The organism is Parasphingorhabdus sp. (assembly GCF_048267785.1).
GTDB lineage: Bacteria > Pseudomonadota > Alphaproteobacteria > Sphingomonadales > Sphingomonadaceae > Parasphingorhabdus.
This window is the reverse complement of record NZ_JBLWWU010000017.1, coordinates 1-16,618: the sequence shown is the minus strand read 5'-3', so window position 1 is coordinate 16,618 and position 16,618 is coordinate 1. Positions and strand designations below refer to the sequence as shown.

General features: G+C 56.1%; 16 protein-coding genes. 6 read left to right on the top strand and 10 right to left on the bottom strand.

Annotation, left to right across the window (positions count from 1 at the left end):
* Positions 1–692: 692 nt before the first annotated feature.
* From ACN0VD_RS13265 to ACN0VD_RS13245, 5 genes are all read right to left on the bottom strand, one after another.
* Positions 693–1,382 carry a DUF4197 domain-containing protein gene (locus ACN0VD_RS13265; protein ID WP_417595028.1) on the bottom strand — a complete coding sequence of 230 codons (690 nt, stop codon included), beginning with the start codon at positions 1,380–1,382 and terminating at the stop codon, positions 693–695.
* Positions 1,383–1,492: 110 nt separating this feature from the next.
* Positions 1,493–2,023 carry a hypothetical protein gene (locus ACN0VD_RS13260; RefSeq protein WP_417595026.1) on the bottom strand — a complete coding sequence of 177 codons (531 nt, stop codon included), beginning with the start codon at positions 2,021–2,023 and terminating at the stop codon, positions 1,493–1,495.
* Positions 2,024–2,094: 71 nt separating this feature from the next.
* Positions 2,095–2,886, bottom strand: coding sequence for an SDR family oxidoreductase (locus tag ACN0VD_RS13255; protein ID WP_417595160.1), 792 nt, complete (start codon positions 2,884–2,886; stop codon positions 2,095–2,097).
* A 15-nt stretch (positions 2,887–2,901) separates the two neighbouring features.
* Entirely contained in the window at positions 2,902–4,038 is a 1,137-nt protein-coding gene (locus ACN0VD_RS13250) for an acyl-CoA dehydrogenase family protein (RefSeq protein ID WP_417595024.1), read from the bottom strand.
* Positions 4,039–4,113: 75 nt separating this feature from the next.
* On the bottom strand, positions 4,114–5,307 hold the full coding sequence (locus ACN0VD_RS13245) for an acyl-CoA dehydrogenase family protein (protein ID WP_417595022.1): 1,194 nt from the start codon (positions 5,305–5,307) through the stop codon (positions 4,114–4,116).
* Between the two features lie 230 nt (positions 5,308–5,537).
* On the opposite strand from ACN0VD_RS13245, the gene ACN0VD_RS13240 reads away from it, so the two are divergent.
* From ACN0VD_RS13240 to ACN0VD_RS13215, 6 genes are all read left to right on the top strand, one after another.
* Positions 5,538–6,374: an SDR family NAD(P)-dependent oxidoreductase gene (locus tag ACN0VD_RS13240; RefSeq protein WP_417595020.1), complete on the top strand. Its 837-nt coding sequence runs from the start codon at positions 5,538–5,540 to the stop codon at positions 6,372–6,374.
* Positions 6,371–7,801 (top strand): MFS transporter, encoded by a 1,431-nt coding sequence (locus tag ACN0VD_RS13235; protein WP_417595018.1) that lies wholly within the window; start codon positions 6,371–6,373, stop codon positions 7,799–7,801. The genes ACN0VD_RS13240 and ACN0VD_RS13235 overlap by 4 nt, the downstream gene beginning before the upstream one ends.
* Positions 7,802–7,905: 104 nt before the next feature.
* A complete protein-coding gene (locus tag ACN0VD_RS13230) occupies positions 7,906–9,207 on the top strand; it encodes an acyl-CoA dehydrogenase family protein (RefSeq protein ID WP_417595016.1) in 1,302 nt (433 codons plus the stop codon).
* A 9-nt stretch (positions 9,208–9,216) separates the two neighbouring features.
* Entirely contained in the window at positions 9,217–10,302 is a 1,086-nt protein-coding gene (locus ACN0VD_RS13225) for a Zn-dependent alcohol dehydrogenase (protein WP_417595014.1), read from the top strand.
* A 16-nt stretch (positions 10,303–10,318) separates the two neighbouring features.
* Positions 10,319–11,380 (top strand): phosphotransferase family protein, encoded by a 1,062-nt coding sequence (locus tag ACN0VD_RS13220; RefSeq protein ID WP_417595012.1) that lies wholly within the window; start codon positions 10,319–10,321, stop codon positions 11,378–11,380.
* Position 11,381: 1 nt separating this feature from the next.
* Complete coding sequence (locus ACN0VD_RS13215) at positions 11,382–12,173, top strand: SDR family NAD(P)-dependent oxidoreductase (protein ID WP_417595010.1); 792 nt, start codon at positions 11,382–11,384, stop codon at positions 12,171–12,173.
* Here ACN0VD_RS13215 and ACN0VD_RS13210 read toward each other — a convergent pair.
* From ACN0VD_RS13210 to ACN0VD_RS13190, 5 genes are all read right to left on the bottom strand, one after another.
* Positions 12,170–12,694 carry a hypothetical protein gene (locus ACN0VD_RS13210; protein ID WP_417595008.1) on the bottom strand — a complete coding sequence of 175 codons (525 nt, stop codon included), beginning with the start codon at positions 12,692–12,694 and terminating at the stop codon, positions 12,170–12,172. The genes ACN0VD_RS13215 and ACN0VD_RS13210 overlap by 4 nt on opposite strands.
* A 204-nt stretch (positions 12,695–12,898) precedes the next feature.
* A complete protein-coding gene (locus ACN0VD_RS13205; RefSeq protein ID WP_417595006.1) occupies positions 12,899–13,411 on the bottom strand; it encodes a hypothetical protein in 513 nt (170 codons plus the stop codon).
* A gap of 131 nt (positions 13,412–13,542) precedes the next feature.
* Positions 13,543–15,687 (bottom strand): prolyl oligopeptidase family serine peptidase, encoded by a 2,145-nt coding sequence (locus ACN0VD_RS13200; protein WP_417595158.1) that lies wholly within the window; start codon positions 15,685–15,687, stop codon positions 13,543–13,545.
* Positions 15,688–15,773: 86 nt separating this feature from the next.
* Positions 15,774–16,196: a 50S ribosomal protein L17 gene (gene rplQ, locus ACN0VD_RS13195; RefSeq protein ID WP_417595004.1), complete on the bottom strand. Its 423-nt coding sequence runs from the start codon at positions 16,194–16,196 to the stop codon at positions 15,774–15,776.
* 159 nt (positions 16,197–16,355) lie between these two features.
* Positions 16,356–16,618: DNA-directed RNA polymerase subunit alpha C-terminal domain-containing protein (locus tag ACN0VD_RS13190; protein WP_417595002.1), on the bottom strand; the 263-nt coding region annotated here is incomplete at its 5' end.

Here is a 16,618-nt window from a genome sequence, read left to right as displayed (position 1 = left end):
TCGTCCGACCGATCCGTTCGGGCTTGCGCCTTCCCTTACCAGTCATTCGCCGATCATCGACCGAGAGATCATTTTCCTTTTCTCGCGAAAAACAAATTGGTCATCTCGACCATCTTCCGGTTCCCGGGCTGTCCGGCGGGTCATTGCTGACTGGTCGCTGGTTCGTCCGTTTGCCTTCCGATGACCTATATATGACTCTCCAAGCCGAGTCGCGCCTAGCGGAAAACCACAAGTTATCCACAGCACCTGCATTAAGTGGTGGAAAACTGGTGCCAAGTCGGTGGATAAGATCTGGGAGGGGAATATTCGCAGAATCTGTGGAAATATGTCCGCTGGTCCGGCCTTTCACTCAGGAGGGAGAGGGGAAAGGACCGGACCTTTGGACCAACCCCGGTGTCTCAATCGGGAGGGGGAGGAGACAGCCGGGATTGTAACTTTTTATCTTAGCTCTGAACCGTTGAAAACAGCACGATGCTGGAAACGGATAAAGCGGCGATAATATTGAAAAGCGTTCTCATGGATTTTCTCCTTGTTTCAACGCCGATCAAACATCTCTTTTCCTGCGTAACTTACGGGCTCCAGATGGTCGTATGACAAGTTGGTTTCAATTGATAACGAAGGCAATTCACTTGCATGTTATGCAACTTAAAATCAGTATTACCGATTACGCAACTATAGCTAGTCGGTTGTTTTTATTGAAAAATACCTTCCAACAGCTTTTTTCCCTTGTCGAGCGGATTGCGCCGGAAATTGGCTTCTTCGTTGCCTATATAGGTGAAGATGCCGTCCATCGCCTGGTCGGTGACGCTTTCGGTGAGACCATCACGCGAAAGATCAGCACCGCCCAGTCGGGCCAGCGATGAGAGCGATCCCAGCCGTTCAATCTGCTCATAGGCACCCAGATCCCCGAGCGCTTTTTCCACCAACGGGCGCAGTTTCAGCGCCAGTTCTTCGCCGGACGTACGACGAAGATATTCCGAACCCGCCGCCTCGCCGCCGGTCACAATACCGACACCATCCTGCAGGGTGAGCCCGTCAATCGCTGACCGGAACACAGGTTTCGCTTCCAGAGCCGCCCTGCCCGCTGCATCATTGAGGGTCTTGGTAATATCCTTGGTCAAGCCTGCCTTGCTGGTAAAACGCAGAATGCTCGTCGCTTTCTCAAGTGGGCCGGGCAGCAATATCCGCACCGCTTCGTCCGCGTAAAAGGCACCCGGTTCAGAAAGCTTGTCGAGGGCATTGTCGGAGGCGTCACCCAATATGTCCTTCACGCCCGAACTTTGCGCCACCGCGGCTGTGGGCATGAAAGAGATTATCGCCAACGGAGCTGTCGCGAGCGCGAAGGTGGCAAGTAACTTGCCAGAGGTTTTTCGGTGACGCATGATCATTTCTCCTGAATTATTTCAGATGATCATAGCACATTCCGGTGGCCTGCGCCTGAATACCGCGCGTGATTTCGGTAAATTCCTGCAAAATCGTGATTTCACAAATGTTATTTCTTTTCAGAAAATTCCAGAACGCCTTTGCTTTCCTGCTCCGACATTGCGGTCAGGGTCAAGGAAAAGGGATCGCCTTTCCCGGTACGACCCGAGAGATTGGTTCCGTTCCGCACGACTTCGAAATCATCACCGGTCAGTTGCGTTTCATACCAATCAGCCAGCTTGTCTACACCCAGAGGCGCCTTGAAGGCGATCTGAACCTTGCCGCCCTGCCCGTCCCTGTCTTCGATATCGAAATTGGTCACCTGGCTGCCGGGATAGAGATCGACATCGTTCATGTCGAAATCATCGCTGTCGAGCGTGATAGACGGCAGATCGACTTCCATCGAGAAACCGTCAGCCTTGATCGAGAATTTGCTGTCCTTCCCCTCGCCGCCGATTTTGATTTTCTCGTCGTCCGGCTTGTTATCATCGCTAAAATCGACCGACAGACCGGTTCGGTTGCCCGATTCGTCTTCGACCTTGCTGCACGCGGAAAGGGCCAGCGGCGCTACCGCGAGCAAAAACAGATATTTCGTGGACATATAAACTTCTCCAGACTGTATTACATTATTAATACAGCCTGGAGTCTGCCCCGTCAAGTTTCAAACAGAAATCAGCCGTCTATCGACGCGCCGGGATTGGAAGCATTCACGATCCCGCCATCGACGGGGATCGTCGTACCCACAACATAATCGCCGGCGGAGCTGGCGAGGAACACGGCAGCCGATGCCATATCCTCGGGCCGGCCGATGCGTTTCGCCGGTATTCCCTTCTCGACCGCGTCTTCGTGATCGCGGGCGGCCTTGTTCATCGTCGAGGCAAAGGCGCCGGGCGCGATACCTGTCATGATGATATCTTCCTGCACCAGCTTGGAGGCCATTTTGCGGGTCAGGTGAATGACCGCAGCCTTGGAAGCCTGATAGCTGTACGTTTCCCACGGATTAACCTTCATGCCGTCGATCGAGGCAATATTGATCACCTTGGCCGGACGCTCAAAACTGGCGGCGGCTTTCAATTGTGGATGCAGCGACTGGGTCAGAAAGAACAGGCCTTTGACATTGGTGTCCATGACCTTGTCCCAGCCCGCTTCGGGGAAATCGACATATTCCGCGCCCCAGGCAACACCGGCATTGTTAACGAGTATGTCGAGCTTCTCTTCGCGGGACGCGATTTCGGCAGCGAGGGCCTTGCAGCCTTCATAGGTCGAAATATCGCCCTGAATATAGGTGCAATTGTCGCCAAATTCGGCAGCCGCCGCTTCGCCCTGATCGGCCTTGCGACCGGAGATATAGACTTTTGCGCCCTGCGCCAGAAATCCTTCGGTGATCATCGCACCGATGCCGCGCTGTCCGCCCGTTACCAGAGCGACACGGCCCTCGAGTGAGAAAAGTTTGTTAAAATCCATCATCGTCATTATCCTTTAATAGCCGTGCATCTCAGCAACGAGGTTGGTGTGATAATTTGCATCACCCATGAATTCCTGTAGCGCCCGATCACGCTTCATATAGAGACCGATATCATATTCGTCGGTCATGCCGACGCCGCCGTGCATCTGGACGCCTTCCTTGACCGAAAGCGCGGTCGCCTTCCCCGCCTTCGCCTTGGCAACCGAAACCATCAGTTCTGCTTTTGAGGAACCTTCGTCAAGCATTTGCTGCGCTTTCAAAACGGTTGCCCGTGCGATTTCCATCTCGCTGTAGAGATGTGCAATACGGTGCTGCAGCGCCTGAAACGAACCGATCAGCTTCCCAAACTGGCTCCTACCTTTAACATAATCAACGGTGATATCCATCGCGCCGGCACCCACGCCCAGGGTTTCCGCAGCGGCACCGGAACGACCGGCGTTCAGCAAGCGCCGCAGGACCATATCACCATCATCAACCTCGCCAATCACCGCGTCGGCATCGACGGTGACACCATCGAACTGCACATGCGCCGCCATCGCGCTGTCGACCAGCCGCGCGCTTTCCCGTGACACCCCAGCTGCATTGGCGTCGACCGCGAAAAGCGTCAGTCCCTTGTCATCACCGGCAGCTCCGCTGGTTCGCGCGGCAACGATCAACATATCCGCCGAACCGCCCTGCACAACAAATTGTTTCTTGCCGTCCAGCTTGAAACCATTGCCTTCGCGGGTGGCCGCCATGCTGATCTGGTCGGGGCGATGCTTCGCACCTTCATCTATCGCCAGTGCCAACACCGTTTCGCCAGCAATGATGCCGGGGAAATATTTGTCGCGCAGCGCCTTGCCACCCGCGTTGAGCGCCTCCACGCCGGCAACCGCTGTGGTCAAAAAGGGCGAAGGCGTCAGATTGCGACCGATTTCTTCCAGAACCACGCCTGCTTCGACATGACCAAGGCCGAGACCGCCCTCGGCTTCCCCGATCAAAATCCCGGTAAACCCCATTTCGGCAAACTGCTTCCACAAGGCGTGGGAGAATCCGTCCTTGCATTTTTTGTCGCGAAATTCGCGCAAATGCGAGACCGGAGCCTCGCCTTTCATGAATTCAGCGGCGCTGTCATGGAGCATCTGCTGGGCTTCGTTCAAATATAGCGGCATCTTCTCGTCCTTATAAAATTATCTGCGCTGCTCGCGCGATCACGATCTTCTCTCCGGAAGATCAGGCAGTGTTGGCTAGGCTCCCGGCAGGCGCAATATCTGCTTGGAAATGACGTTTAGCATCACCTCGCTGGTACCGCCTTCGATGCTGTTGGCCTTGGTCCTTAGCCAGTCGCGCGCGGTCAGGCCGCCGTTGCTGGCATCGCTTTCCCATTCCAGCACATCGCTGCCGCCAGCCGCCATGATCAGTTCGTGACGACTTTTGTTGAGCTCGGTTCCGGCATATTTCATCATATTGGGTTGCGCCGGGTGGCACAGGCCAGCCTTGAACGTATCGCCGAACCGTTCGGCCATTGCCCGAAAGGCGAGCAGTTCGATATCCATGTCCGCCAGTTGTGCGCGGAGCATCGGATCATCCAGACGCCCCATGGCGTCGCGACCGATCAGGTCCGCGAATTTTGCACCAAGCGATCCGCCGGTCGACCCGCCCTGCCCGGAAATCATGCTCCGCTCGTGACCGAGCAGATATTTGGCGACGTCCCAGCCCTTGTTCACTTCATAGACAACCGAGGAAACGCCCTCGCCATATTCCTTGGGGACTTTCACGTCATCGAAAAATGTTTCACAGAAAGCGGAGGCACCGGAGATAAGTTCGATTGGCTTGGTTGTGACACCTTCGCTGGCCATATCGAACAGCATGAAGGTGATGCCCTTGTGCTTTTCATTCTTGTCGGTCCGCGTCAGACAGAAAATCCAGTCGGCCTTGTCGGCATAGCTGGTCCAGATCTTCTGGCCATTGACGACAAAATGATCGCCCTTGTCGATCGCGCTGGTTTGCAGCGAGGCGAGATCGGAACCGGAACCCGGCTCGGAATAGCCCTGACACCAGCGGACTTCTCCCCGCGCAATCGGTGGCAGGAAATGCTTTTTCTGTGCTTCGGTGCCGAAATGCAGCAGCGCAGGGCCAAGCATCCAGATGCCGAAGCTCGACAAAGGCGACCGGCATTTAAGCCGCGCCATTTCCTGACCCAGAATCTTCGCCTCTTCCCGCGACAATCCGCCGCCGCCATATTCTTTCGGCCAGTCTGGCACAGTCCAGCCCTTGGCAGCCATGATATCCAGCCATTCCTTCTGGCCCGGTTTGTAGGTCGGATTACGCCCGCCCCAAACGGCATCATTCTCGTCGACCATCGGCTTGCGCATTTCCGGCGGGCAATTGGCCTCGAGCCAGGCGGCGGTCTCGGCGCGGAAGGTTTCCAGGTCAGACATCACGAATTTCCTTTTAATTGATCAATTAAAGTTGGACTATCATAATTGCGTGGATTGATTCAACGATTCCCTTGGCACTGAGCCAAAATAATCAGAGAATCTGGCGTAAGTATTTACCGCGACCGGCCAGACGTTCGATTTCCGTAACGGAAACAAAACTGGTCAGCACAAGTGATTGACGCTGAAAAGCATCACCGCTTTAATGAAGAAAAAAAGGGGAGCGCAAGAGGATGCGATTTAAGGGCAAAACTGCCGTCATAACTGGCGGATCATCGGGTATCGGACGCAGCAGCGTCGAGCTTTTTCTGCGCGAAGGCGCCTCCGTCGTCATGGGCGATATCGATGAGGCGGAAGGCACCGCGATGATGTCGGCCATGGGTGATGGCTTTCTGTTCAGGAAATGCGATGTCACTCAGGAAAACGACATCAAGGCGCTGATGGACCATGCTGCAGAGCAGACCGGCGGCATTGATATCGTCTTCAACAATGCGGGCGCGGGCGGCCCTCGCGCTCCGATAGACGAGATCAGCGGCGATGAATGGGACTTCGCCATGGCCCTGCTGCTCAAGTCGGTTGCTATGGGCATCCGTCACGCCGCGCCGCATCTGAAAAAACGCGGTGGGGGAGCGATCGTCAACACCGCGTCGGTCTGCGCTTTCCAGGCAGGCTATGGCCCGATGGCTTATTCCACCGCCAAGGCGGGCGTATTGCATCTCACCAAGATCGCTGCAGCCGAGCTGGCCCAATATAATATTCGCGTGAATGCGATATGCCCGGGATTCATCCAGACCAATATCTTTGCCGCATCGGTTGGCGCAAACAAGGAAGATACCCAGCAGATTAATGCGATACTGGGCCAGGCCGCCACTAATGCACAACCCGTTGCCCGCCCCGGAATACCGAACGATATTGCCGAAGCAGCGGCCTATCTCGCTTCGGATGCAGCTGGCTTTGTCACCGGCACCCATTTGCTGGTCGACGGCGGCATGCTGGTCGGCACCGAGGGCAGCTGGAATCCGGAAACACCCGGCATGCTCGATGCGATCTTGCCGGAGCATCTGCGTTGACGGAGATTTCGAAAAAGCTGCCGCTCAAAACCAAGATTCTATATGGTTTTGGTTCCGCCGCTTATGGGATAAAGGACAACGGATTTTCCGTCTTTCTGCTTTTTTACTATAATCAGGTAATAGGCATGCGGGCTGATGTCGTCAGTCTGGCGATTGCCATTGCCCTGTTCGTCGATGCCCTAATTGATCCGCTGATCGGCCAGATGACCGACCGAACCAGAACGCCGATCGGGCGGCGTCACCCATGGTTATACGGAGCTGCGATTCCGATTGCGGCAGCATGGCTGTTGTTATGGCATCCGCCGGAGGCGAGCGCCCCGGTACAATTTGCCTATCTTCTGACAATGGCGATGCTTGTCCGGATCTCGCTGTCTGCTTATGAAGTGCCGTCGCTAGCCTTGCTACCGGAACTCAGCCGCGATTATCATGATCGCACCAGCATTTTGCGTTTTCGCAGCCTGTTCGGCTGGGCCAGTGGCCTCGGCATCATGGTTCTTGCTTATGGCATATTGCTGGTGCCCAGCGAGAAATATCCCGTCGGGCTTCTGAACATCGACGGCTATTCGACCTTCGCCATCATCGGTGCCGGCGTCATGGCTTTTGCCGTATTGGTATCGGCTATCAGCACGCACGAGCGGACGGTCTCACGCTATAAAGCCGAGCGCGAACCACCGAAAACCGCAGAAGGCTTCTCCGAAATGCTCTCTGCCTTTCGGTTTTCGCCCTTTCTCCTGCTGATGCTTGCCGGCGTGTTCGCCTTTACCAACCAGGGTCTTTTATTCTCGATGACGCCCTATCTGCTGACTCATGTCTGGGAATTCGGATCGGCGGAAATGACAGCCTATTCCGCGGTTCTGTTCATCGGGGTCATATTGGCATTTTTGCTGGTCACTCCCATTTCCAAGCGGACAGGAAAACCCAAGGGCGCGGCCTATTTTACGCTGCTTGCGGTCATCTTTGGTACGGCGCCCTATTGGCTGCGCATGATCGATCTTTTCCCTGCGCCCGGTTCCTCCTTGCTCATTCCCGTTCTCTTTCCCCTGCTGGTCATTGGCATTGCAGCAAGCATCTCCGCCATGATCCTGACCTATTCGATGATGGCAGATGTCACAGATGCCTATGAATTTGAGGCTGACAAACGTGCAGAAGGCCTATTCTCTTCGGGCATGTGGTTCATGCAGAAAATGGTCGGCGGCATGGGGATTTTGCTGGCAGGCCTGATCATTTCGTTCATCCGGTTGCCAGCGCAAGCGGTGCCCGGATCGGTCGATCCGGCGATTGTCGACAATCTGGCGCTGATTTTCGTGTCGATGGTAACCGTGATCGGACTTGCCGGAACATGGGCCTACACGCTGTTTCCCCTCAGTGAACAAGATCATGGCGAGCGCATATCGAAGCTGGCGGCAGCTATGCCGCGCGTAAAATGAACAGCTTGGAATGAAAATCACGCCGAGAGGCGCTTTCGCTGTGGCAAAGCCAGACCGCCTCTGATAAGTTAATCGCATAGTTAAAAAAGAAAAAGGATAAGGCCATGGATTTTGATCTCACCGAAAAGCAGGAATATTGGCGCAACCGGGTGCGTGATCATATCGAGACTCACCTCCGTCCCCGCATGGCTGATTATCATGAGGAGGAATCCACCGGCGAGCGCTGGAAGGTTCTTCAGGTCATTGAAGAAGAAAAGAAGAAGGCCAAGGAAGCCGGCATCTGGAACCTGTTCATGCCGCCAGCCAATCCCAACCTTACCCATATTGATGACGTATTCGAATTTGAGGGCCCGGGCCTGACCAATCTGGAATATGCCCTGTGCGCCGAAGAAATGGGTCGCGTCGGATTCTCTTCCGAAGTGTTCAACTGCTCCGCTCCCGACACCGGCAATATGGAAGTATTCCACCGCTACGGCACTTTGGAGCAGAAAGAAAAATATCTGCGTCCCCTGATGAACGGTGAAATCCGTTCCGCGTTCCTGATGACCGAGCCAGCTGTTGCATCCTCGGACGCGACCAATATCGAAACCGCAATTGTCCGCGACGGCGATGAATATGTGATCAACGGCCGCAAATGGTGGTCTTCGGGCCTCGGCGATCCGCGCTGCAAAATCGCGATTGTCATGGGCAAGACCACGTTCGAGGGCAGCCGCTATACCCAGCAGTCCCAGATCCTGATGCCAACCGACGCTCCGGGCGTGAACATCATCCGTCACTTGCCCGTCTTTGGTTATGATGATGCGCCGCATGGTCATATGGAAGTCGAGATGAAGGACGTTCGCGTACCCGCCGAGAATATCCTCCTTGGTGAAGGGCGTGGCTTTGAAATTGCCCAGGGTCGCCTCGGCCCCGGTCGTATTCATCACTGTATGCGCACCATTGGGGTTGCTGAAGAAGCGCTCGAAAAAATGGTCAAGCGCCTGCAATCACGTATCGCGTTCGGCAAGCGCATTTCCGAACATAGTGTCTGGGATGAGCGCGTAGCCCGCGCCCGGATCGATATCGACATGAGCCGTCTGCTCTGCCTCAAGGCCGCTGACATGATGGACAAGGTCGGCAACAAATATGCCAAGGCCGAAATCGCGATGATCAAGGTTCAGGCACCTACCATGGCGCTCAAGATTATCGACGACGCGATCCAGGCTCATGGCGGCGGCGGCGTGACCACCGACTTCGGTCTTGCCCAGGCTTATGCCCATCAACGGACACTGCGACTCGCCGATGGTCCGGACGAAGTGCACAACCGCACGATCGCCAAGATGGAATATGGCAAATATGCCGAAACCGCCGATGGCAGCAAGATGAAGGAAGATTTTTCTTCCGGTGATCTGGCTGTCACGCGCTAGGAGCAGATAATGAAAGCAGCAGTATTGACAGAAGCGGGAAAACCGCTCGTCATCGAGGATGTCGTAATCTCCAAGCCGGGACCACATGAAGTGCTGATCCGGACGGCCGCCTGCGGGCTATGCCATTCGGATCTGCATTTTATCGACGGCGCCTACCCGCACCCCCTGCCCGCCATTCCGGGCCACGAGGCAGCGGGCATCGTCGAGGCGATTGGTAGCGAAGTTCGCACCGTCGCCGTCGGCGATGCGGTGGTTTCCTGCCTGTCGGCCTATTGCGGGCATTGCGAATTTTGCGTGTCCGGCCGGATGTCCTTGTGCCTTGGTGCTGACACGCGGCGCGGTGTGGACGAAGCTCCGCGGATTACCCGGCCTGATGGATCACCCGTCGGGCAGATGCTCAATCTCTCGGCCTTTGCCGAGCAGATGCTGATCCACGAACATGCCTGCGTGCGGATTGATCCCGACATGCCGCTGGATCGTGCAGCCGTGATTGGCTGTGCAGTAACCACCGGCGCGGGCACGATCTTCAATGCCTGCAAGGTGACGCCGGGTGAAACCGTGGCGGTCGTGGGTTGCGGCGGGGTTGGTCTGGCGACGATCAACGCCGCGAAAATCGCCGGTGCGGGCCGGATCATTGCGGCCGATCCGATCAAGGAAAAGCGCGACCTTGCAATCAAATTGGGTGCGACCGATGTCGTTGATGCAATGGCAGATGATGCCGCTGGACAGATTGTTGAACTGACCAAGGGCGGAGTCGATCACGCGATCGAAGCAGTCGGTCGTCCGGCCTCCGGCGATCTGGCGGTCGGCTCGCTGAAACGCGGCGGCACCGCGACCATCCTCGGCATGATGCCGCTCGACCACAAGGTCGGCCTGAGCGCGATGGATCTGCTGTCCGGCAAGAAATTGCAGGGCGTACTGATGGGCGAAAACCGCTTCCCCGTCGACATCCCGCGGCTGGTGGATTTCTACCTGCGCGGAATGCTCGATTTGGATAGCATTGTCGCGGAAACCATTCCGCTAGAACAAATCAACGACGGTTTTGACAAAATGAAAAAAGGCGATGCGGCACGGTCCGTTGTCGTCTTCAGCTAAAGGAACAGGAACTTCCATGAATCCACAGGAAGATATGACCGGCACGATGGAAGTGCCCGAAAAAGACAAACTCGACGAAGCGAGCCTGGCCCGCTGGATGGAAGCCAATGTTGAAGGTTTTGCCGGACCGCTGACGCTGACCAAGTTCAAGGGTGGCCAGTCCAATCCGACCTACAAGATCGACACGCCGACAACTTCCTATGTCCTGCGCAAGAAGCCGTTCGGCAAACTGCTGCCTTCCGCGCATGCTGTTGACCGTGAATTCCGGGCTATTGCCGGGCTCTATCCGGCCGGCTTCCCGGTCGCCAAGCCTTATGGCCTGTGCGAAGACGACAGCGTGATCGGTACAATGTTCTACATCATGGGTATGGCCGATGGCCGGACGCTCTGGGATGGTACGCTGCCAGAGATAGAGCCCACAGAGCGTAGAGCGATCTACCACGAGATGATCGACACGCTCGCCTTGCTGCACAGCTATGATCCAGCCCAACTGGGACTGGAAAAACACGGCAAGCCCGGCAATTATTGCGAACGCCAGATTTCCCGCTGGACCCAGCAATATCGCCTGTCCGAGCTGCAGGAAATTCCCGAGATGGACAAGCTTATCGAATGGCTGACCAAAACCATTCCGGAACAAAAAGGTTTCGCGATTGTCCACGGTGACTACCGGCTCGACAATATGATTTTCGCCCATGACGAACCCAAGGTGATCGCCGTTCTCGACTGGGAGCTTTCGACCCTCGGCGACCCGATTGCCGATTTTGCTTACTGGCTGATGGCCTATGAAATGGAACCCGAAGGCCGCAGCGGCCTCAAGGGTGTCGATCTGGCCGCCCTCGGCATCCCTTCCCGCGAAGAAGCCATTGCGCGCTATTGCGAAAAATCGGGCATGGCGGAGCTGCCGCCAATGGACTGGTATCTGGCCTATAATTTGTTCCGGATTGCTGCTATTCTGCAAGGCATTCAGAAGCGGGTTGCCGATGGCACCGCCAATAGCGCCGCCGCGGCCGAAATGTCGGACCGGGTGACACCCTTGGCACAAGCCGGATGGGAAGTCGCAAAACGCGCAGGAGCATAAAATGGACCTCAAGGACAAAGTCGCGATCATCACCGGTGCCGGTAGCGGGATTGGCCGCGCTGCGGCTTTGCTCTTCGCGGAACATGGTGCCAAGGTCATAGCGAGCGATGTCACCGATGCGGTCGAGGATACCGCGAAAGGTTCTGAAGGCAATATCATCGCGATCAAGGCCGATGCCGGATCGGAAGGTGATGTCGAGATGCTTGTGGAAGCTGCGGAACAACGCTTTGGCGATCTGCATGTCTTCTTCGCCAATGCCGGTATCGGTGGCGGCTTTGAGGGTATTTTCGACAGCAGCGTTGCCGAATGGCAGGAAGTTCTGCGGGTCAACCTGATCGGACCGTTTCTGGCCTGCAAATATGCCGGCAAGGTGATCGCGGAAAGCAAGCACGGCGGATCGATCATCTGCACCGCCAGCGTCGCTGGCATCCGGTCGGGCGCCGGTGGTCCGGCTTATTCCGCGTCCAAGGCCGGCGTCATCAATCTGGTAAAAGTCGCCTCGCAGCAATTCGCGACATCCAATGTCCGCTGCAACGCCATTTGTCCCGGTATCACTGAGACCGGCATGACCCAGTTCATCTATGACAAGGCCCGCGAAAAGGGCAAAGAAGACCGGCTGGGCTATCTCAACCCGCTACGCCGTGGCGCATCGCCCTCAGAAATGGCGGAAGTTGCGTTGTTTCTGGCCTCCGACCGCTCGTCCTATGTCAATGGACAGGCCATTGCGGTTGACGGTGGCCTGAGCGCATCGCACCCGGTCACCCGTCAGGAATTTGGCCGGACTGCCGTCTAGTTCGCAAAGGCGAGATCGCCGTTCCCGATTTGCACGAAATCCACGCGACCGTCTGTCGCTCCGCAGAGAAATGTGCGTTGGTCGCTGTTTGCCAATTGGCCTTCAACCCGCCAGCCCCCGCCATCGCGAGCGACCGATTCAATGAACTCGACACGGGCATCACGGCCCGCCTGCCGCTCCGCCGCATTGGAACAGGCATTGATCGCCGATTCCATATCGCCGGTCCCGCGGTTGCTCCTGCTATCATAGCGGGGGGCTTCGTAACGGCTGTTTTCGCTGCGATAATCGCGATTTTCATAGCGCTGATCACGATTGCTTTTCGATGCCGCACTGGCAATCGCCGCAATACCGCCGATCACCAATATACCAGCCAGCACATCGCCGCCGTCGATCCCACCGCGATGGCGACGGTGGCCGCGATATCCACGATATCCACGCCAGCCTTGGGCGTTTTCGCTATCGGCATTCCAACCCAGCGTTCCCGCCTCGATCGGCGTAGCAATGGTGTTTCCGGCTTGCATTGACGCAGCCATGGCGGGTGAAAAGCCGGAGAAAACCAAGGTCGTGGAAGCTAAAAAAGCGGAAATTTTTGCCATTCTGGTCATGTGAAATACCCCGTTTAACGCAGATTCCATAATCCAAAATCTGCTGTTACCACAAATATAGTCGGCTCAGCCTGTCGCCAGGCTGAACCATTTTATCTCGATCAGTAATGCCCTCGACCGTTAACGGCCTGCATATTTGAGCCCGCTGAACTGGACGTTGCTCACCCGGTTGCCTTCGATATAGCAAGTGAACTTGCCCTTGTCCGAATAGCTGTTCCGCTGATATCGGCCACGGTTCTGGTCGACCCGGATGTTGCCCTTGATCCGGTAGCCGGAGCGGGTCCGGTCAACGTCGCGGATATCGGTGACATTGGCCCGGCCACGACGGGTCGCTTCGTTTTCGGCGGCGATTACACAGCGGTTCACGGCCTGACGCTGGTCGATCTGGCGATAATTGTTGCCATAGCGCCCGTTATCGTAACGGTCCCCGCGATAATTTGCATTGCTATAGCCACGGTTCTTGTTGCTCGAGCTCGCGATTGCCGCAATCGCGCCGATGATCGCGACACCGGCGATTACCTCGCCAGCGCTCGGTCCGCCATTGCGGCTGTCCTTGGCCATTGCGGGAGTTGCAGAAACGGCCATTGCAGCAGCAGTAGCGGTTCCGACAAGAGCCTTGTTTAACTTGTTCATGTCGACTGTCCTTTCACACTGCCCGAAACCTTTTCCCGAGCTTGCAAAGCCCTTCTAGGGGAGTCGGTTTGAGTGAAGGCTGAACTGCCTCGACAGCATCCGTTCAGGTTAAATGCCCCTTTTATGAACAGTCATTTATCGAGGTGCAATCCGGATGCGTGCGCCAGAAAGGCGTAAATATCCGCATATTCCTCGATCAGCTTGTCCGTCGGTTTGCCGCTGCCATGACCGGCGCGTGTCTCAATGCGAATGAGATGCGGTGCATCTCCCGTATCCAGAGCCTGCAACCGCGCGATATATTTGAAACTGTGACCGGGAACAACACGGTCATCGGTGTCTGCGGTAGAGACCATCAGGGCGGGATAATCGGTCCCGTTCCTGATATTATGATAGGGTGAATAGGCAAGCAGGTTTTTGAAATCCTGTTCCTTGTTTGGATAGCCGTAATCATCAACCCAATAGCGCCCGGCGGTAAACCGGTCAAAACGGAGCATATCCATCACGCCGACCGCCGCATGGCCAGCGGCAAACAGATCGGGGCGCTGGTTCATGACCGCACCGACCAGCAATCCGCCGTTGGAACGGCCTTCGATGGCCAGCCCGTCTTTCGGTGTGATGCCTTCAGCGATCAGATATTCGCCGGCGGCGATAAAATCATCAAAGACATTCTGTTTGTTCTGCAGCCGGCCGCCATCGTGCCACTCCTTGCCATATTCGCCGCCGCCGCGAAGATTGGCCGACGCAAAGACGCCTCCCGCCTTGATCCAGGCCATCCAGGCCGGCTTATATTGTGGCAGCACCGAAATGTTGAAACCGCCATAGCCATAGAGCAGCGTCGGCGCGCCCTGCGACAGATCCTGATCTTTCCCGTGCACGAGGAACATCGGAATTCTGGTGCCGTCCTTGCTTTGGTAAAAACGCTGCGTCACTTCGACCGTGTCGGGATCGAACGGCAAAGATGGTTCCGCCCAGACCGTCGGCGGTGATTTCACGTCATAGCGGAACACCGTCTTCGGCCGGTTGAAACTCTGAAAGGTGAAGAAGCCTTCATCGCTTTTCATCGATCCGCTGAGGCTATCCACCTGCCCCGGCCCGGGAAGATCGAGCGTGCCCAACGCCTTGCCGTCGAGATCAAAAATCGAAAGCTCGCTTTTGGCATCCACAAGATAGCTGACCACCAGCCGGTCACCGACGATCATTGTCCCATTGATCACCGCATCGCTTTCCGCGACCAGTTCGGTAAATTCGGGCTCTTCCGCGCCCAGATCGGTTTTGACCACACGCAGTCGCGGTGCGTCCTTGTTGGTCACGAAATAGAGTGTGTCCCCCACGCCGTCGATCAGATGCCAGTCATTTTCAAATCCACTGACCAGCTTACGGGTCTTCAGTGCCGGAGCATCAACCTTGATCAATGTAATTTCATAGCGTTCGTCCGTCCCCGAAGAGGAGGTGATTACCACCCACTCCTTGTCAGAGGTGAGCTCGGCACTATGATTCAGTTCCGGTTGATCGGGCGTGGCATAGACTTTTATATCCTTGGCCTGGTCCTGACCGATGCTGTGCAGATAGACGGCATGATCAGCATTCAGCGACTGAAACGCCTCGCCTTCTGCCGGTTCGGGAAAGCGTGAATAGAGAAAACCGACATTTTTGGGCATCCATGCCAGGTCAGTGAATTTCGCCCATTCCACCGTGTCTGCCTTGATCTCGCCGGTGGCCACGTCCAGGACCTTCAACGTCCGCCAGTCAGAGCCGCCATCCTGTATGGCATAGACCAGCAGGCTGCCGTCACCGGACGGTTTCCATCCGGCCAGCGCAGTCGCGCCATCCTCCGACCAGCCGGCTGGATCAATCAGTGCCCGCTCTTCACCGTCTAGCCCGTCACGGACGTAGAGTATCGCCTGGTTCTGGCCGCCGCTCTTGCGTTCGTAAAAATATTTGCCGCCCACTTCGACCGGTGTGCTGAGATCATCGAAATCGAACAGCGCTTCCATCGACTCGGCCAGAACGAAACGGCCATCCAAATGTTTCAGATAGGCGTCGGTGACGTGGTTTTGCGCCTTCACCCAGGCGGCAACCTCGGCATCCTCGCGCACATCATTTTCCAGCCAGCGATAGGGATCGGAAATATATTCACCAAATTGCTCTTCGACGACATCAACGGTCTTGGTCTGCGGGTAGGTCAGCGCAATATCCTTGTTTTCATGATCGGCAGCGAAAGCCGGAGAAGTAGCGGCCAACCCCATGGCCAATGTCAAAATGGTCAGACTGCGCATATTCACCCCGGGCAAAAGAAAAGAGGCCGCAAGCTTATCGCTCACGGCCTCTCATATCAATTGAAACTGTATCCCGGATGAAGGACTTAAGCGTCCTCGTATTCATCCTGCACGCTCTGGTCCGGACCAGAGTCCTGACCCTTCGCGTCCACGTCACGGTCGACCAGTTCGATCACCGCCATTGCGGCAGCGTCCGACGCACGGAAACCGGCGCGAACGATGCGGGTATAACCGCCGTTGCGATCGCTGTAGCGATCCGCCAGAACTTCGAACAATTTCTTTTCCTGGGTCTCATCCATCAAACGCGCATGCGCAAGACGACGGTTGGACAGGCCACCCCGTTTGCCGAGCGTGATCAGCTTTTCAACATAGGGACGCAATTCTTTGGCCTTTGGCAGAGTCGTCATGATCTGCTCGTGCTTGATCAGTGCAGCCGCGAGGTTCTTCAGCAGAGCCTGACGGTGAGCACCGGTCCGCTGCATACGGCGGCCCTTCATTCTATGACGCATATTCTATACTCCGTTCGTTATGGGGCCGTATGAGGTACCCCGCAGCAGGTTGACTTATGGAGCAACCCATCACCCATATCCGTTAGTCCTGAGCCTGTCGAAGGACGCTTTTCGTCCGATAGGCGTGGTTCGACAAGCTCACCACTAACGATAATTTATTTAACCGAGCAGCTCTTGTTCCAGCTTCTTGGCCATTTCCTCGATATTCTCAGGCGGCCATCCGGGGATGTCCATACCGAGACGCAGACCCATGCTGGACAGCACTTCCTTGATTTCGTTCAGGGATTTGCGCCCAAAGTTCGGGGTGCGCAGCATTTCGGCTTCGGTCTTCTGCACGAGATCGCCAATATAGATGATATTGTCGTTCTTGAGGCAGTTGGCGGAGCGGACGCTGAGTTCCAGTTCGTCGACCTTCTTGAGCA